An 18355-nucleotide genomic window follows, 5' to 3' on the forward strand; every position below is an offset into this window, starting at 1 on the left:
CTATAAATATGATTTAATTGTAACACAACTTGTCAAGTTGACAAATAAATATAAGATCTATAAATTATCAAGCCATTGGGAAACGGTATCAATCTCATTGTATTTAGTTAAATCAATCTGCAGTGGAGTGACAGACACGTAGTTATTATCAATAGCGTGAAAATCAGTGCCTACACCATTATCTGCTTCCTTGCCATTTTCACCAATCCAATATAAAGAAGCATCGTCTTTATCTTGAGTGCTTTTTTCTGACATGTGGCGCTTGCCCAAGCGAGTGGTTTGAAACCCTTGAATATCCTCATATGCCACATCTGGAATATTCACATTGAGCACAGTATCGTGTGAAAGTTGTGAGATGTGGATTTTGTTGATGACTTGTTGAGCAACTTTTCCTGCTGTTTCAAAATTCTTCCCTTCCCAGCTAGCAAGCGAAACGGCCACAGAAGGCAAGCCTAAAAATCGCCCTTCTATAGCACCGGCAACCGTGCCTGAATAGATTACATCATCGCCTAAATTAGGCCCGAAGTTAATCCCGGTTACCACTAAGTCAAACTTATCTTCTAAAAATCCACACAAAGCTAAATGCACACAATCACTTGGTGTAGCATCAATACTGTAGGTATTTGCATTGATCTTGATTGGTTTTAAAGGTTTATCAAGCGTCAGAGAGCTACTAGCCGCCGATTTATTTTCACTCGGCGCTACCACCACTACCTGATGATCTATGGATAAATATTTGGTTAAGACTTGTATGCCTTGCGCTAAGTAACCATCATCATTGCTAATGAGAATTCTCATTTTGAAATATTGAGTATAACTTTATCTTGTTTAATGCCCACTTTAACTGTGCCGCCATTTACTAGCTTACCAAATAGCAGTTCATCTGCTAACGGTTTTCGAATCTCTTTCTCAATCAAGCGCGCCATTGGGCGAGCGCCCATTTGCGCATCATAGCCATTAATCGCAAACCATTTTCTCGCTGCATCAGAGATGATGAGCGAAACACCTTTATCTTCCAGAGTAGACTCCAGCTCAAATAAGAACTTGTTCACCACATATACAATAGTTTCTTTATTGAGTGAATTGAAATAAATCACCTCAGACAGGCGATTTCTAAATTCTGGAGTAAAAGTCTTTTTCAACTCACCTTCATAATCTAGCGCATGGTCCTGCTCACTAAAACCAATTGATGCGCGTTGGACACTGTGTGCACCAACGTTTGATGTCATCACCAAAATAACATTTCTAAAATCAATTTCTCGGCCGTTGGCATCGGTCATTTTGCCGTTATCCATGACTTGCAATAGAATATTAAATAAATCTGGATGGGCTTTCTCTACCTCATCTAGTAGTAAAACTGCATACGGGTTGGAATTGACTGCTTCTGTTAATAATCCACCTTCATCGTAACCCACATAGCCTGGAGGAGAGCCGATAAGCTTAGAAATAGAGTGACGTTCCATATATTCACTCATATCAAAACGCAGAAGCTTAACGCCCATAATGCGCGCCAGTTGCTTACAAATCTCAGTTTTACCCACGCCAGTTGGGCCGGCAAACAAAAATGAACCCATGGTTTTATCTTCTTGAGATAAGCCTGAGCGTGCCAACTTGATAGCTGTAGAAAGACTATCCACAGCAGTGTCTTGGCCAAATACACCCAGCTTTAATTCAGCGGCTAAATTTTTAAGTAGTGATTTATCATCATTATTCACTTGACGCGATGGAATACGCGCAAGCTTAGCAACAATATTTTCAATATCACTGACACCAATATTAATTTTGCGCTTAGATTTAGGCTGAATTTGTTGCAAAGCACCTACTTCATCAATCACATCAATGGCTTTATCCGGCAAGCGACGATCATTCATGTAACGATGTGATAGCTCCACTGCTGACTCTAGCGCTGCGGTTGAATATTTTACTTTGTGATGATCTTGGTAATATTTTTTCAATCCATGCAAAATCTTAACCGTATCTGTTACTGACGGCTCCTCAATATCGATTTTCTGAAAGCGACGTGTCAATGCATGGTCTTTTTCAAAAACTTTACGAAATTCTTCAATCGTAGTGGAGCCCATACATCTAAGAGAACCATCTGCCAAAGCGGGCTTAAGCAAATTAGAAGCATCTAACGACCCACCCGAAACACTACCCGCACCAATCATTGTGTGGATTTCATCAATAAACAAAATCCCGTGAGGGATTTTTTCTAAATCTGTTAGAACAGCTTTTAAACGCTTTTCAAAATCACCTCGATATTTGGTACCGGCAATCAAAACACCAATGTCCAGCGAATAAATACTCGCCTCTTTCAAGACTTCTGGCACTTTTCCATCTACAATTTTTTTGGCAATACCTTCGGCAATGGCCGTTTTTCCAACGCCTGCTTGACCAACAAACAATGGGTTATTCTTACGACGACGAGATAATACTTGCACCGTGCGCAATACCTCTTCTTCTCTACCAAGTAGCGGGTCAATCTTGCCAGCTCTGGCTTTTTCACACAAGTTAACGGTGTAGGTTTCAAGCGAAGTTTTTTTAGGTTTTTTGGCTTCAGTTTCGATTGTCGTACTGTCTTCAAGCGCTTCAGGCTCGTGATTGGCAATACCCTCCATCACCTCTAGGCGAGAAATATTATTCAGCTTGAGCAAATACACGGCGTGAGACTCTTTCTCAGACAAAATACTCACCAATACATTCATAGCATAAACGGTATTTTTTTGAGCTGATTGCGCCTGATAAACACTACGCTGCAAGACTCTTTGGAAGCCCACTGTTGGCACAATATCAAGTTCAGAATCTTGTGCAATGAGTGGCGTATGCGAATCAATATACTCCTCTAGTTCCTCTCGAATCTCATCGATATTAACACGTTTATTGCGCAAAAAAGTAACCACCTCATCAATGTTAAGTAGAGCAAGCAATAGATGCTCCACAGTAACAAACTCTAGGCGGTTATTGCGCGCCTGAGTCATGATAAAGTTAATCTCTTGTTGTAGTCCTGATTCAATCATAGTATCTCTATTATAAATTAGTCGCTGAGTTCACGCAAAACACATATCAATGGTTGCTCGTTATTTCTGGAAAAATCTGTCACTTGGGTTACTTTTGTTTGGGCAATATCATGCGAATAGGTGCCACATACTCCCTCACCATCCATATGAATTTTAAGCATAATCGCATTGGCCGCCTCTTCATCTTTGGAGAAAAATCGCATCAATACTACCACCACAAACTCCATGGCTGTATAGTCATCATTGAGTAGCAAAACTTGAAACCTTTTGGGTTTTTTTAGTTTTGGCTTGGCAATTTGAGTTTTTAATTCTTCCATATTATTGAGCTGATTTTCTTTTAAGCAAGATAAAGGCAAAGACCAAAACAATGAGCGTTGGTATCGATGCAACCAAGAAATGATTGTAATCAAATCGAAGCGATAATACCCCGCCAATTCTTGAGAATAATTCAAAAAATAAACTCAGCATTAATCCCAGAAAAATCTTCTTACCAAGTGAAGCGTCACGCAATGAGCCAAAAATAAACAACATTGAAAACACAATCATCGCCATCAAAGTAAAGGGCTTAACCAAACGTTGATACAGCTCAACTTCAAATGCGTCTACCGCTAGGCCGTTTTTCGCTAAAAAACTAATTTGGTTAACCAAGTTCCAGCTGGATAAATCACGAGGCTCTTTACGCAAACTGCCAACAAACTCCTGATCAAATGCAACAGGAAGCTTGTATTGACTGAGCTTCTCAGCTTCAAATTGATAAAACTGATTTTTATTTTTACGATGAATTTTATAAAAATTAACACTATCTAGTGTTAAGTTCTGGCCATCAAATAGTGCATTATCAGCTTGGCCAACTGAGGCCAATGTTTTATTATTTTCAAGATTAACCAGCATAACATCAGCAAATGATCGCCCATCAAAGTTTTTACCAACATGAATAATTGAGTTTTTATCTTTCACCCAAAATCCTTGTTGATTTTTAGCTTGAATATTATGTCCCAAGGCTTGCGCTCGAGAGTTTTTTGCAGTTTGACTGGCGATCGGCGCAATTAACTCGCCCACCAGTATTGCTATCACCACAAACACGAGCGCTGTTTTAAGGACAACTTTAGTGATATTCATAATTGAAACACCCGAACCTCTGACAATAATCAGTTGTGACGTTGCCGCTAAATGGCCCAATGCCAATAGCGATCCCAATAAAATAACCACAGAAGAATGTCCAGAAATAACCTCTGGCAATTTCAAAAAAATATAGATCATCGCCTCAGTAGAGCTGTAGTTTGCTTGGCCAATCTCATTGACCTCGTTTAAAAAACCAAAGAATGAGTAAACACCTAGCCAAATCAGCATAACTGCCAGCGTGTAAAAAGCCATGGTTTTAATAATGTAGCGGTCTAAAATTTTCATTAAAATACTAGGTTCTTCTAGGTTTAATTAAACAATGGCACTATTATGACAAATATTCACAGCGATAGAATCCTTATTCTTGATTTTGGTTCTCAATATACGCAACTCATTGCCCGTCGCGTACGAGAAATTGGCGTGTATTGTGAATTATTCCCCTACGATGTAGATGTGGCTTTTATCAAGGATTTCAATCCTAAGGGTATTATTTTATCCGGCGGTCCTGATACAGTAACCACCGACGACTCTGCTAGAGCACCACAAATCGTATTTGATTTAGATGTGCCTATACTGGGTATTTGCTACGGTATGCAAACTATGGCCATGCAGCTCGGTGGTCAAGCTACATCAGCTAATAAACACGAATACGGTTTTGCCCAAATTCGTGCACGCAACCATTCTCCACTATTAAGTGATATCACCGATGATGTGAATGACCAAGGCCACAGCTTACTTGACGTGTGGATGAGTCATGGTATCGAAGTAACAAAATTGCCAGAGGGCTTCGAGCGCATTGCTAATACCGATAATTGCGCCATTGCTGGCTTTGCCAATACGAGTAAAAATTATTACGGATTACAATTCCACCCAGAAGTGACTCATACCAAGCAAGGGAAGCGTATTTTAGAGCGCTTTGTGGCTGACATTTGCCAATGCGAAAAACAGTGGACCACTGAAAATATCATCACCGATCTTGTTCAAAGTCTTAAAGATCAAATTGGCAATGGCAACGTCTTGCTAGGCTTGTCAGGCGGTGTTGATTCATCCGTTGTGGCTGCATTGCTACATCAAGCCATTGGCGACCAACTCACCTGTGTTTTCGTGGATAACGGCCTCTTGCGCCTTAACGAAGGCGATGAAGTGATGAAAACCTTTGCGGATAACATGGGTGTTAAAGTGATTCGTGCTAATGCACAAAAGAAATTTTATGATGGTCTTGCCAATGAAGCAGACCCTGAGAAAAAACGCAAAATTATTGGTCATGCTTTTATTGAAGTCTTTGAAGATGAAGCTAATCACCTTGACGATATTAAATTTTTAGCGCAAGGCACTATCTATCCAGATGTGATTGAATCAGCTGGCGCTAAATCTGGCAAGGCCAAAGTTATTAAATCACACCATAATGTTGGCGGTCTACCAGAAGATCTAAAGTTTGAATTAGTCGAGCCTTTAAAAGAATTATTTAAAGATGAAGTACGCACTATTGGCGTTAAGCTGGGTATTCCGGCGCACATGCTTTACCGTCACCCTTTCCCCGGTCCTGGCTTAGGTGTAAGAATCTTAGGTCAAGTTAAAGAGGAATACGCTGAAATTTTGCGCGAAGCAGATGCAATTTTCATGGACGAATTATATAAAAATGACTTGTACGATAAAGTCAATCAAGCTTTTGCGGTTTTCTTACCGATTAAATCAGTCGGAGTCACGGGTGATGAACGTCGTTATGATTATGTTATCGCTCTGCGTGCCGTTGAAACTATTGATTTTATGACCGCTCGTTGGGCGCGCCTACCGTATGATTTCTTAGATGTTGTCTCTAATAGAATCATGAATGAAATTTCTCGTGTTTCTCGCGTGGTGTACGACATATCAGGGAAGCCACCGGCCACTATCGAGTGGGAATAGTAAGTATTATAGGCCTTGCCTATAACCAAAATTATGACTGATAAAGAGTGGATGGAGCTTGCAATTCAGCAAGCTAAGCTGGCTAAAAATATAGATGAAGTGCCAGTAGGCGCCGTACTAGTGCGCGATGAACAACTCATTGCCAGTGCACATAATCAACCTATTTCAACCAACGATCCAACCGCTCATGCTGAAATTCAAGTATTGCGTGCTGCAGGCAAAAAACTCAATAATTACCGCCTACCCAATACTACTCTATATGTAACTCTAGAGCCCTGCACCATGTGTCTAGGAGCGATGATTCATGCACGTGTATCACGCGTGGTATTTGGTGCATATGATCCAAAAACAGGTGTGTGCGGCTCTTGTCAAGACCTTGCCACCAGCGCTTGTTTTAATCACTCAATTAAAACACAAGGTGGTATTCTTGCCGATGAATGCAAAGATTTATTGCAACGATTTTTTAAAAATAGGCGAAATAAGTAGATAATAAAGAACTATACTAGCTCCCTTACATTCTTGGGGGAGAAGTATGAAAATTGGTTTTTTATTGTTTTTGTTGTTGCCTATGCCACTCCTGGCAGACAATACATCTACCGGAACCAATGCGCTTTTAAACATCACCACAGGCACAAAAAACGTTGCTATTGGTGACTCTGCCATGAAAGAAAATACTAGTGGTCTTAATAATACATCGATCGGTTATTTTGGCCTGCGAAACAACACCTCAGGCAAACAAAATACCGGCATTGGCAGCTATTCTCTACGCTATAACACCACGGGAGATGACAACACTGCAGTGGGTTTTGAGTCACTCAAATATAATACCACCGGTGATAAAAATACCGCGGTGGGCAACTACGCCTTGCAAGATAATATCACCGGAACAAACAACACCTCCATTGGTAATTACTCGCTCAGTGACAATACCTCAGGCGACAAAAACACGTCAATAGGTAGTTACTCGATGCGCTCAAACTCCTCAGGAAATGACAATACTTCAGTGGGCAACTACGCCATGCGCGCCAACACTTCTGGCTCTGATAACACCGCCAGTGGCAATTATGCAATGCGCTATAATACGACCGGTTCAAACAATACAGCTTTCGGCAATCAAAGCATGAAAGCCAATACTACCGGTGGATTTAACACCGCAATTGGTGATGATGCTCAACTGGCTAACACTACCGGCTCTTACAATGTATCAAATGGTAACGGCACCCTCAACAGTAGCAATGGCAGCAACAATACAGCCGTTGGCTATCGAGCAGGCTACGTTAATTCAACTGGATCGGGTAATGTGATGATCGGGCACAAAGCAGGCTACAATGAAACTGGATCTAATAAACTCTATATCTCTAATGGTGACACTTCATCGCCTTTAATTCAAGGTGACTTTTCCACACAAGAGGTAACGATTAACGGCAACTTAACTGTCAATACTTTAAAAGATGCATCTGGCAATAATGTACTGCGTAAAGTGGGTGATGTTGTGCATATTGGTAAAAACTCTTTCACGATTGAAGATAGTTCAACCGCTAGCAGTGGCAAAGATGAAATTGCCTCTAGCATTAACGAATTGCAAATTGGCACTAGCAGCTCTCACAACACCACTGTGCTCGGAACACTTAGCGTACAAGCGCCAACTAGTGGTAATCATGCAACTACCAAAACCTATGTTGATACCGCAACCAGCGCAAATAGCACTAATATTAACAACAATACGAGTGCCATCAACCTGCACACAACTGATATTTTAAATAACTCAAATAATATTCAAAACAACACAAGCCTAATAAACACAAATACGGCTAATATCAATTTAAATAAAAATGGTATATCGCAAATTGCCGCGATGAGCGGATTAACCAGTGCACAAAATGGAAAATCACACATAAGTGTCGCTTCTGGAAACTTTAATGGGCAATCAGCCATCGCACTTGGTATATCTCATCATGATGATAAAGCTGATATTATTTATCAGTTTAAAGGATCCTCATCTGGTAGCACTTCTAGCTCCGTATTTTCAATCGGCTGGGGATTTTGAAAATAATGAAAACAGTCTATTTTTAGCCATAAATTGACAATTTTGGAAATTCTTGAAATAGGTTGTTTTTTTTACCTATTTAGCGAGTACTTTTAGTGAATTTCTAGGCAAATATATTTTCTATCGCCGAGAGCATACATCTCGGTATGCGACCCAGTAGAAAATATATTTGCCTAGAAAGTCGCAAAAAGATGAAATTAAACGGTGTACATGCCGCCATTGACGTGAAGCGTTTGTGCAGTCACGTACGCACCTGCATCACCAGCTAAAAACAACACCGAGCCTGCAATTTCTTCCACAGAGCCTAAACGCCCCATGGGGATTTGCTTAGCCAATGCTTCTTTTTGCTCTTCGGGTAGGGCGTCGGTCATGTCAGTTTTGATAAAACCTGGCGCCACACAATTAACCGTAATACCGCGCGGACCAACTTCACGCGCAAGTGACTTGGTAAAGCCCATAATGCCTGCTTTAGCAGCAGCGTAGTTGGTTTGTCCGGCATTACCCATCGCGCCCACAACTGAGGCAATAGAGATGATACGACCAGCGCGCTTTTTCATCATGCCGCGTAATACTGCTTTTGACATTTTATAAACTGATGCAAGGTTGGTATTCATAATATCATCCCACTCATCTTCTTTCATACGCATGAGTAAATTATCACGAGTAATGCCTGCATTATTAATGAGAATATCAACTGCACCATAAGTATCGGTAATATTTTTCATTACCTCAGCGATTTGATCATTGTCAGTCACATTCAGCGCCATGCCAGCGCCAGAAACGCTGTTGTCTTTAAGGGTGGCACTAATAGCATCCGCGCCCTTTTCACTGGTTGCTGTACCGATAACTGTTGCACCCGCACCACCTAAAGATAGTGCAATGGCCTGGCCAATACCTCTAGAAGCACCTGTAACTAAGACAATTTTTCCTGATAAATCTGACATATTATTCCCCTATTTAATTTCTTCTAAAGTGCTTGCAACGCTAGCCGAATCTAGCACGGCATTTGCTGTTAATGATTTTTCAATTCTTCTAGTTAGTCCGGCCAATACTTTACCTGGTCCTGCTTCAATCAATTTTTCAACACCAGCATCATGCATGGCCCTGACACTGCCTGTCCAAAGCACTGGCTTGTGTAATTGTGCCACCAATTTAGCCTTCATGTCATCAACATTGCTAGCTTTTGCACCATCAACATTATGCAATACGTCGATACTCCCCATGTTAAATGCCACCGCATCTACGGCTATTTTAAATTCAGCTGCTGCGTCGTCCATCAAAGAGCAATGTGAAGGCACGCTCACTGGCAACACCACGGCGCGTTTGGCGCCTGCTGCTTTCATGGCTTCACACGTTGCGTCTACTGCGGCTTTATTGCCAGCAATAACGACTTGGCCGTTCGAGTTAAAATTCACCGCTTGAACGATGCCCTCTCCTGCATAATCGCTACAAACTTTAACCACCACTTCATCTTCCAAACCTAGAATAGCGGCCATTGCGCCCACACCTTCTGGCACGGCCGACTGCATAAGCTGTGCACGTGTACGAACCAGGCTAATACCATCACTAAAATTAAGCGCGCCTGCCGCTACTAAAGCACTATATTCGCCCAAGCTATGGCCCGCCATGCAGACTGGCGATAGATCGGTTTCACTCGTTAGTGCACGATAAGTAGCAACACCGGCCGCCAACATCGCAGGCTGGGTATTTTGCGTCTGGTTAAGCGCTTCTTGATCATTTTGTGTAAGCGTCCATAAATCAAAGCCTAAGACGTCTGATGCCTCAGTAAAAGTGTCTTTAACGATGGGAAAGTTATCAGCCAAGTCAGCTAGCATACCTAGAGATTGAGAGCCTTGACCTGGAAAAACAATTGCGTATTTCATAATAATATTAATGACCGAAATAGCTTTATTTTAATTAATAAAAAAGCGCCCGGAAGGCGCTTTTTAAGATAATTCTTAAACGAGAACTAAACCGCTTCGATTGAAACCGTTTGACGCATGAATTTACCTTTTTTAGCAAAAACCACTTTACCGTCAGCTGTTGCAAATAATGTGTCGTCCTTACCTTTACGTACGTTAGTACCTGGGTGAACTTTAGTGCCTCTTTGACGTACTAGAATGTTGCCTGCTAATACCGCTTGACCACCAAATCTTTTAACGCCTAGACGTTTTGATTGGGAGTCGCGTCCGTTATTAGTACTACCACCTGCTTTTTTATGTGCCATGGGTTATTCTCCTATGCCTTAATTTTTGTAATTTCAATTTCAGTGTAAAGCTGTCTGTGACCTTGGGTCTTCATAGAGTGCTTACGACGACGGAACTTTAAGATTGTAACTTTCTTTCCCTTGCCTTGTGAAATAACTTTTGCTTCAACTGTTGCCTTAGCAACTAAAGGTGCGCCAACTTGAACATTGTCACCATCAGCAACCATTAGCACTTCTTTAAAAGTAACTTTTTTGCCCGGCTCAACTTCTAATTTCTCAACCTTAAGCGTTGTGCCTTCGGCTACTCTAAACTGCTGACCACCTGTTTTAAAAACTGCGTACATAATAAAACCTAAATATGAATTCGTAAAAAGACGCAATTATACGCCTTTGAGCCTATTTATGAAAGAGAGTTTTAAGTATAATTTGTATTTTTATTGATACGGATTAGAGAGTGATGATTATTTTTGAAACAAACATGGGTGATATTCATATAACAGTAGATGCTGAGAACGCACCAATCAGTGCTAAAAACTTCACTGACTACGTTGAGTCAGGTTTTTTTGATGGCACTATTTTTCACCGTGTGATTAAAAACTTTATGATTCAAGGTGGTGGCTTTAATGAAGATATGGCCCAAAAACCTACCAATGCTGAAATTGAAAATGAAGCTAAAAATGGCTTGAAGAATAACAAGTATTCTTTGTCAATGGCTCGTACTGCTGCGCCTCATTCTGCCAGTTCACAATTTTTTATTAATACCAAAGATAACGCATTTTTAGATTTTCCAGGCCAAGATGGTTGGGGCTACTGTGTATTTGGCGAGGTTACTGAAGGTTTTGATGTGGTTGATAAAATCAATGAAGTATCCACCGGTAACAAAGCAGGCCACGGCGACGTACCAAATGATGCAGTAATCGTTACCAAAGCCTACATTAAGTAATCAAATGACTATCCGCACTTTATTAATTGCGGATTTACACCTGGTGAGTCACGAGGTGGAAAAAAATCAACTATTTGAGAAATTCTGTCAGCAAGCAGAAAGCGCTGACCAGGTTTTTATTTTGGGTGATTTGTTCAACACCTGGCTGGGGGATGATTTATCTGCGCCACATTACGCACAAACCCTATTAACGCTTAAAGCCTTAAGTAGCAAAACCAAGGTTTTGATTATGACAGGTAATCGTGATTTTTTACTAGCGCATGAGTTTGCTCGTCAAACCAACTGTCAGTTGATTGATTCGCCTTATTTGCTAGAAACCAGTGGGCACCAATATGTGCTAACCCATGGTGATGAGTTGTGTACGGATGATGAATCTTATCAGCAGATGAAGTCTATCTTGCAACATCCAATTACCAAGTTTATTTTTGTTCGATTGCCAAAAAAATGGCGCCTCAAGCTAAGTGGCCAGTTGCGCCAAAAGAGTATAAATGCTCAACAAAATAAGTCTAAGGAGATTATGGATGTTAATCCGAGTGCGGTTAATGAGTTGATGAAAAAATATCCTGGTGCAGATCTTATTCACGGGCATACGCACCGACTCAATACTCACGTGGAAAAAACTTTTACTCGCTATGTTTTAGGAGATTGGTCTGCCGCTCAAGGCAATGCGATCGAAATAACTGATCAGTTAAACCGGCTTGAAATTCGCTGAACGCTCCATCATATCAATGCGAGCAACTTTCAGCATGATTCTGTCATCTGGCTTAGGAATTTGATCTTCTTTAAATTTGATTTGATCCATCAGCCCCACTTCAGGAATCATAAATAAAGCTTTATCACCACGAATATCAACCACAACGCCTTCACCAGTCCAGCTAGGGTTTTGTTTTAAAAACAAACACTTGTAATGATCATTACTAAAACGCGTTACCCGGCCAACACTAGCCAAGGCGTTGTTATTAATACCAATAATTTCTTTAACTCGAGTTTTATCCAACGTCGGCTTGCCGGCAATAAAATTCGATAATTGCTGGTGCGCCAATAAATCGTAATAACGTCTTAGTGGACTGGTAATTCTTAAGTAAGAATCCAAGCCCAAACCATAATGAGGTAATGGCTTAATGGAAGTAGCAGAGCGCTTGAAAAACTTAATTGCTTTAAATGATTCAGCTGTACTTAGATTTTCTTTTTTATCTAAGACTTCCTGCGGGAAATCACCTTCATCTTGCAGCGCATACGGCATCACAATGTCGTTTTCTTGAGCATATTGTGAAATGGTGCGCCCTGCAGTAATCATAATTTCTGCCACAAAGTCGCGACTAGGGCTAGTCTTTTGTGGCTCTATCTGCACTTTCTCATCAATATATCTAACATCAACATTAGGCAGGTTAAGGCTAATCGAGCCACTTTTTTCACGGAAGGCTTTGTGCTGACTCACAAAGGTTTGAATCTGGATAAAATCTGGATTGAGCTCTAACTCTTGATCAACTGCCTCATACGTGGTGTTGCTCACTTTAATACGACTATGCACTACTTCAATATTACTAATAATGCCTTCACTCATATTAAGCCCAATAGATAAAGCCGGCGATGTTTCGTCTTCACCAAGCGCCAATGCCTTGGTAATAGAAGTTGGTAGCATGTGAATAATTTGCTCTGGCAAATATAAATTAGAGCCACGTTCACGTGCATATTCGTCAAGCTCTGAGCCAGAATCAACAATCACAGACACATCAGCAATATGAATCCACAACTTATCGCCATCTACACTGATCGCATCATCAGCATCATTAGAACCTTCATTATCAATCGCGTAACAGGTCATATGGGTTAAATCAACGCGCTCAATTTCTGGCAAACTGGTGGCAATTTCCTCATCTTCTGGAATGCCAAATCGCGCTGGATATGGATTGAAGCTATCAGTGAAATATTTAATTTTTAGCAGGAATTTATACGCGGCTGCTTCGTTATTTTCCACCCCAACATGGTCCAAAATTTTGGCGTGTTTAGATTGGTTAAATGCTACTTTAGCCACTTCTTGCAAGTAAGGAATATCTTGTTCGTCAAAGGTATTATTGTTTAGATTATCGATACAATGTTGTAGACTTTCAGCGGCTAATTTCTCTGCCATGCGCTTATCTAAAATACCTTGCACTTGGGTACTTGGGCGCACAAAAACACTATCCTTTTGCCAGTAAAAATACAAACCTTCTTCTACCAAAAGACACGTACACCAAGCACTTTGGGCAGTGTATTCATCGAACAACCATTCGGTAATTTCTTGCAGGGTTAAGACTTCTTCTTGAAATTCTTCCAAGACACTAATATCTGCGTGCGCACAGGCTTCATTCACCTTGACAAATTCAGGGTGAATGAATCGAAAATCTTTTTCTCTGACCTTAAGGGTAGCGCCGTCTGCAAATTCTAAGTCGAACTTGTGTGTCGTAACACTAGCAATACGTGCAGGCTTGCCTTTATAGGCAACCAGTGAATTAATCAAGACTAATAAAAATTAATCGAGTGTATCTGCGTAATCTTCTGCAGACATTAAGCCTTCAATGCCGTCTGCTTTAAATTTAACTAACCAGCCATCATCATAACAACTTGAATTAACCAACTCAGGCTCGCCATCTAATTCTTCATTTGCTTCAACCACTTCAAGATCAGCAGGGGCATAAACACCGCTCGCCGCCTTAACAGATTCAACCACGCAAAACTCGTCTTCTTGAGAAGCCTCATCGCCTGCACCTGGTAATTCGACAAAAACCATGTCGCCCAATAATGCTTGGGCATGATCAGTAACACCCATTGTATAAGTGCCATCGCCGTTATCTAAGATCCATTCGTGGGTCTCAGTGTATTGTCTATCATCTCTTACTTCGCTCATATTCTTCTCCTTACTTCGTCTTTTGTCATTCTGACTACGTTATATTTATAAAATATTTAGTCATTTAGATTAGCTAAATTCCTATCATATTTTCTAAATCTGCCTTGCGGAATAATAAAATACTCGCAAGGCTGTTTCATCTATTATTTAAACTAATACTTTGCCATTTCTAACAAATGGTGGCTTGACTATTTTAGCCGAAACTAATTTATTTCGCATCTCAATTTCACACGATCCTGTTGCGCCCATTGGCACCCTTGCTAATGCAATTGCCTTGCCCATTGTCGGTGAAAAAGATCCTGAAGTTACTTCGCCATCGCCCACACTGGTTACCACTTTTTGATGATCACGAATAACACCCTTACCCTCTAGTATCAAGCCAACAATGGTTTTTTTAACGCCTTCATCTCTAAGTGCTTCTAGGGCATTGCGGCCAACAAAATTTCTATCTTCATTGGTTAAATCAATGGTCCAAGTGAGTGCCGCTTCAAGTGGAGAGACTTCATCATTCATTTCTGAACCATACAAGCTCATACCCGCTTCTAAACGCAGAGTGTCGCGCGCACCGAGTCCACACGGCTTAACACCTGCTTCGAGTAACATTTTCCAAGTAAATTCTGCTGATTTTTCAGGCAGCATAATCTCAAATCCATCTTCACCAGTATAGCCTGTACGAGCAATAAATAAGCCGCCCAAACTAGCCGCATTAAAAGGCTTTAATTCTCCAGCCACTTCCTCAACTCCTGACATTGCTGCAAAGACTTTTTCACGTGCATTTGGCCCCTGAACAGCGATCATCGCCAAATCAAATTTAGGCTCAACACTGACATCAAAGCCATCAGCTTGAGCATTAATCCAGGCAATATCTTTTTCTGTGGTGCCCGCATTAATCACCATACGATAATCTTGTTCATTCAAATAGTAAACAATTAAATCATCAACCACGCCACCAGTCTCATTCAACATACAGCTATATAACGCCTTACCTTCTGTCTTTAGCTTGTCAACATCATTGGCAATAAGTGTTTGCAAAAAAGCTTTAGCTTCAATACCTTTAAAGTCTACCACTGTCATATGAGACACATCAAACATACCTACGTCTGTTCGAACTTGATGATGCTCTTCAATTTGAGAGCCATAATTAAGCGGCATTTCCCAGCCACCAAAATCAACCATTTTTCCGCCCGCATCAACGTGCGCTTGATATAAAGGAGTATGTTTCATGATATTTTCCTATTGTTCTTGTTTCGTATATTTACTAATCATCATAACCGTAATAATGATCAAAATAAAGGTAAGACCCATGGTACCAAATAATTTGAAATTTACCCATGATTCTTCTGTGTATTGTGCCGCCAAACATAAATCTTGCGTGGTTGTTGTTGTGCAATCAAGCTCGGTTAGCTCGATTTTAGGATCCAAATCAGTGGATGAAAAAAGCAATTCTCTCGCACCCAAAGCAAGATTCACATAATAAGCATTAACCAAAGCAATACCAACAAAACCCAAGCCCCAAATCCAGCTCATTTGCTGCCAAACAGCATTGGGCAAGTCTAGCTCCTTGCCAAGCATTCTTTCAAGTAGTGGTTTTTTTCCAACCCAAATGCTGACGATTAATACTGCGGCAAAAACCACGTACAACACACTCACTTTCCACATTAAAAAAGCTGGATCTCTAAGCGCCAAAGTAACACCACCTAGAGCTACCAGCAAGCCAAAAGTAATTAAATGAGTGTTTTCAAATTTGCCCGTTTGCCAGCGTGTAATCATCATTTGTAGCGCAGTTGCACCAATCATGGCGTAAATGGCCGCATACAAACCCAGGGTTTTGTAAACAATAAAAAACAGGACAATCGGGAAAAAATCAAGTAAAAATTTCATAAGCAACTCTTTGAACAATAAACTTTACCATCTTGCAAAATGGCTTCATTTTCAGGAATATGCGTCTTGCAAACGCTACAAGAAAGCATCTTACTAGTGGAAGGCTGAGAGAGGTTATTATCAGTTGTTTTTCTAAATTTTCGCCACACACTAATGCCTAGCCAAACAATCAAAACAATAATAATTAACTTGATAATCCCCATAAAACCCCACCTTAAAAAAATAGAATTTTACCGATGCTTAGTATATAATTGCTTCTTTTTAATGTGTCTATAGTAATTACACAATTCATGCCCGGGTGGTGAAATTGGTAGACACACAGGACTTAAAATCCTGCGCCTTCACGGGCGTGCCGGTTCGATTCCGGCCCCGGGCACCAAAATTATCAAAGAAATACCTCTGAAACCCTTACTGTGTAAGGGTTTTTTTATATCTGAAATTTGAGGTGCAGACCATAGTGCAGACCACAGAGGTGTTATATCTATTCAAAAGATGTGGTATTTACTACTTCAGTAGACGTGTGCCGCTTGATATACAAGGCGAATATTCAACGAAGAGAATTTCATTTAGTTTACGTACCAGGAATAAGCGGACTGCATCGCTCGGCGCTGCGCACCTCGCATCTGAATTAGATAGTTATTGGTCAGGTATCCGTATTAAACGCATGGTGAAGAAACACATTCATCGTTACACTAAGAAGCCTGACGCAATACTAGTGGGAGTAAGTATCTCTGAGGCGCTAGAATATTACTTACGTATCAAAGGACAAACTAAACCCCAACTATTTCATCAGACTGCCACTCGAAACATCACATACATCATCAATGAACTTGGTGACCGTGATTTAGGAGAATACGCATCTTCAGATGCTGGCAAGTTCAGAGATGCATTATTGAAAAAAGGTCTAATAACGAGCAGTATCAAACGTGTATTTTCCTCAATCAAATCAGTGGTTAACTTTTCAATTAAGGAAAATGGATTAAATATCATCAATCCATTCCTTGGCGTATACGTACCTGACCTAGATGACACGATAGCACGTAAGCCAATTCCAATTCACACAATCCATAAGATACAAAAAATATGCGTATCAACTGATGATGAACTGCGACACATGATTGCTTTAATTTCAGACACAGGAGTAAGAATGGCTGAAGCGGTGGGAATAATGGCTGAAGATATAGTACTAGACAATGTAACTCCTCATATAATCATTCGTCCCAATGCAAAGCGAAGATTAAAAACCAAACAAAGTGAAAGGACTATTCCACTAGTAGGCTCATCCCTGTGGGCTGCAACACGACTGATGGAAAATCATACAGATGAGCAAGAATACATATTCAAAAGATATAATCGTACAGAAAAAAGTAATGCTGGCTCTGCTTCAGCAGCGCTAAACAAATGGCTAAAACCTTACGTTGAAGATGACATGGTTATACACTCCTTTAGGCATGCCCTGCGCGACCGCCTAAGAAAAATTGAATGTCCTAGTGATGTAATTGACAGTATAGGTGGCTGGAGCAAGGGTTCTATCGGTGAAAATTACGGTACAGGGTATACGCTAGACGTATTGTACAAGTGGATGCTTAAAATGGTTTAAGGCTAAATTTAAATATGTTAAAGCCTGAGCAATACAATCTGACAACGTTGCGTCAGGCTTCTTAGTGTAACGATGAATGTGTTTCTTCACCATGCGTTTAATACGGATACCTGACCAATAACTATCTAATTCAGATGCGAGGTGCGCAGCGCCGAGCGATGCAGTCCGCTTATTCCTGGTACGTAAACTAAATGAAATTCTCTTCGTTGAATATTCGCCTTGTATATCAAGCGGCACACGTCTACTGAAGTAGTAAATACCACATCTTTTGAATAGATATAACACCTCTGTGGTCTGCACTATGGTCTGCACCTCAAATTTCAGATATAAAAAAACCCTTACACAGTAAGGGTTTCAGAGGTATTTCTTTGATAATTTTGGTGCCCGGGGCCACCACTACCAAAAATATTCCCTTTGTAGGAATCAGAAACACCTTTTACGTGTGGAAATCATTGTAACAAAAGCAACCAGTTAAATCAATGAGGATTTCTGTGGTCTGCAGTATGGTCATCATTCAACGTGCAGTCAAACATTCCACGGTGGAAACCGTTGCCTTTTTTACGGTGTCAACCGTATCACCCACGTGTAGCCAGTAATAAATTATCTTTGACTGAAGTAGTCATTTAGGCAAAACGTACCAAGAATTAATTATTCAAATCTGTATTATTCACATCTTTTGAAAATTATTAAAAGTTACATAACTAAATAGTAATGATTTATATAAATAACTTATATAGATGATATGAC

Annotated in this window: 20 protein-coding genes and 1 tRNA gene; 7 read left to right on the forward strand and 14 right to left on the reverse strand. The window is 40.5% G+C overall.

The window, feature by feature from the left end:
- Window positions 1–57 precede the first annotated feature (57 nt).
- From surE to lptG, 4 genes are read right to left on the reverse strand one after another with little or no spacing between them, the layout of a single operon-like run.
- Window positions 58–798, reverse strand: a complete 741-nt coding sequence (surE, locus tag SP60_RS02595) for a 5'/3'-nucleotidase SurE (RefSeq protein ID WP_053951157.1) — start codon at window positions 796–798, stop codon at window positions 58–60.
- The gene (gene clpA, locus SP60_RS02600) at window positions 795–3017 is read right to left on the reverse strand and encodes an ATP-dependent Clp protease ATP-binding subunit ClpA (protein WP_053951158.1); all 2223 of its coding nucleotides are present in this window, start codon (window positions 3015–3017) and stop codon (window positions 795–797) included. Before clpA ends, surE begins: the two co-directional genes overlap by 4 nt.
- A 17-nt stretch (window positions 3018–3034) precedes the next feature.
- Window positions 3035–3334 (reverse strand): ATP-dependent Clp protease adapter ClpS, encoded by a 300-nt coding sequence (gene clpS, locus SP60_RS02605; protein ID WP_053951159.1) that lies wholly within the window; start codon window positions 3332–3334, stop codon window positions 3035–3037.
- A 1-nt stretch (window position 3335) separates the two neighbouring features.
- On the reverse strand, window positions 3336–4424 hold the full coding sequence (gene lptG, locus SP60_RS02610; RefSeq protein WP_053951160.1) for an LPS export ABC transporter permease LptG: 1089 nt from the start codon (window positions 4422–4424) through the stop codon (window positions 3336–3338).
- A gap of 45 nt (window positions 4425–4469) precedes the next feature.
- Here lptG and guaA point away from each other — a divergent pair, with 45 nt between their 5' ends.
- The 3 genes from guaA to SP60_RS02625 are packed head-to-tail and all read left to right on the forward strand — an operon-like array spanning window position 4470 to window position 8091.
- Window positions 4470–6044 (forward strand): glutamine-hydrolyzing GMP synthase, encoded by a 1575-nt coding sequence (gene guaA / locus SP60_RS02615; RefSeq protein ID WP_053951161.1) that lies wholly within the window; start codon window positions 4470–4472, stop codon window positions 6042–6044.
- Between the two features lie 33 nt (window positions 6045–6077).
- Complete coding sequence (gene tadA / locus SP60_RS02620; RefSeq protein ID WP_053951162.1) at window positions 6078–6530, forward strand: tRNA adenosine(34) deaminase TadA; 453 nt, start codon at window positions 6078–6080, stop codon at window positions 6528–6530.
- Window positions 6531–6576: 46 nt separating this feature from the next.
- Window positions 6577–8091: a YadA-like family protein gene (locus SP60_RS02625; protein ID WP_053951163.1), complete on the forward strand. Its 1515-nt coding sequence runs from the start codon at window positions 6577–6579 to the stop codon at window positions 8089–8091.
- Between the two features lie 197 nt (window positions 8092–8288).
- Here SP60_RS02625 and fabG read toward each other — a convergent pair whose 3' ends face one another.
- From fabG to rplU, 4 genes are all read right to left on the reverse strand, one after another.
- Window positions 8289–9035, reverse strand: coding sequence for a 3-oxoacyl-ACP reductase FabG (gene fabG / locus SP60_RS02630; protein ID WP_053951164.1), 747 nt, complete (start codon window positions 9033–9035; stop codon window positions 8289–8291).
- Between the two features lie 9 nt (window positions 9036–9044).
- Window positions 9045–9974: an ACP S-malonyltransferase gene (gene fabD / locus SP60_RS02635; RefSeq protein ID WP_053951165.1), complete on the reverse strand. Its 930-nt coding sequence runs from the start codon at window positions 9972–9974 to the stop codon at window positions 9045–9047.
- Between the two features lie 86 nt (window positions 9975–10060).
- Window positions 10061–10318, reverse strand: coding sequence for a 50S ribosomal protein L27 (gene rpmA / locus SP60_RS02640; protein ID WP_053951166.1), 258 nt, complete (start codon window positions 10316–10318; stop codon window positions 10061–10063).
- 11 nt (window positions 10319–10329) lie between these two features.
- The gene (gene rplU / locus SP60_RS02645; RefSeq protein WP_053951167.1) at window positions 10330–10641 is read right to left on the reverse strand and encodes a 50S ribosomal protein L21; all 312 of its coding nucleotides are present in this window, start codon (window positions 10639–10641) and stop codon (window positions 10330–10332) included.
- A gap of 113 nt (window positions 10642–10754) precedes the next feature.
- On the opposite strand from rplU, the gene SP60_RS02650 reads away from it, so the two are divergent.
- Together SP60_RS02650 and SP60_RS02655 are read left to right on the forward strand one after the other, a co-directional pair.
- A complete protein-coding gene (locus tag SP60_RS02650; RefSeq protein WP_053951168.1) occupies window positions 10755–11240 on the forward strand; it encodes a peptidylprolyl isomerase in 486 nt (161 codons plus the stop codon).
- Window positions 11241–11244: 4 nt separating this feature from the next.
- Window positions 11245–11952, forward strand: coding sequence for a UDP-2,3-diacylglucosamine diphosphatase (locus tag SP60_RS02655; RefSeq protein WP_053951169.1), 708 nt, complete (start codon window positions 11245–11247; stop codon window positions 11950–11952).
- Here SP60_RS02655 and SP60_RS02660 read toward each other — a convergent pair.
- The 5 genes from SP60_RS02660 to SP60_RS02680 all read right to left on the reverse strand — a co-directional run bounded on the left by SP60_RS02660 (window position 11929) and on the right by SP60_RS02680 (window position 16211).
- Entirely contained in the window at window positions 11929–13740 is a 1812-nt protein-coding gene (locus SP60_RS02660) for a ribonuclease catalytic domain-containing protein (RefSeq protein ID WP_053951170.1), read from the reverse strand. The two genes, SP60_RS02655 and SP60_RS02660, sit on opposite strands and share 24 nt — an antisense overlap.
- Before the next feature lie 12 nt (window positions 13741–13752).
- On the reverse strand, window positions 13753–14127 hold the full coding sequence (gene gcvH / locus SP60_RS02665) for a glycine cleavage system protein GcvH (protein ID WP_053951171.1): 375 nt from the start codon (window positions 14125–14127) through the stop codon (window positions 13753–13755).
- Between the two features lie 147 nt (window positions 14128–14274).
- Window positions 14275–15351 carry a glycine cleavage system aminomethyltransferase GcvT gene (gene gcvT, locus SP60_RS02670; protein WP_053951172.1) on the reverse strand — a complete coding sequence of 359 codons (1077 nt, stop codon included), beginning with the start codon at window positions 15349–15351 and terminating at the stop codon, window positions 14275–14277.
- Window positions 15352–15360: 9 nt separating this feature from the next.
- On the reverse strand, window positions 15361–16008 hold the full coding sequence (locus SP60_RS02675; RefSeq protein ID WP_053951173.1) for an inner membrane-spanning protein YciB: 648 nt from the start codon (window positions 16006–16008) through the stop codon (window positions 15361–15363).
- Window positions 16005–16211: a PP0621 family protein gene (locus SP60_RS02680; protein WP_053951174.1), complete on the reverse strand. Its 207-nt coding sequence runs from the start codon at window positions 16209–16211 to the stop codon at window positions 16005–16007. The genes SP60_RS02675 and SP60_RS02680 overlap by 4 nt, the downstream gene beginning before the upstream one ends.
- 89 nt (window positions 16212–16300) lie before the next feature.
- Between SP60_RS02680 and SP60_RS02685 the strand changes: the two genes are divergently transcribed.
- Window positions 16301–16387, forward strand: a tRNA-Leu gene (locus tag SP60_RS02685).
- A 78-nt stretch (window positions 16388–16465) separates the two neighbouring features.
- The gene (locus SP60_RS02690; protein ID WP_053951175.1) at window positions 16466–17608 is read left to right on the forward strand and encodes a DUF6538 domain-containing protein; all 1143 of its coding nucleotides are present in this window, start codon (window positions 16466–16468) and stop codon (window positions 17606–17608) included.
- Here SP60_RS02690 and SP60_RS08510 read toward each other — a convergent pair.
- Window positions 17570–17920: a DUF6538 domain-containing protein gene (locus SP60_RS08510; RefSeq protein WP_417903484.1), complete on the reverse strand. Its 351-nt coding sequence runs from the start codon at window positions 17918–17920 to the stop codon at window positions 17570–17572. The genes SP60_RS02690 and SP60_RS08510 overlap by 39 nt on opposite strands.
- Window positions 17921–18355 lie beyond the last annotated feature (435 nt).

This window comes from Candidatus Thioglobus autotrophicus, assembly GCF_001293165.1.
GTDB lineage: Bacteria > Pseudomonadota > Gammaproteobacteria > PS1 > Pseudothioglobaceae > Thioglobus_A > Thioglobus_A autotrophicus.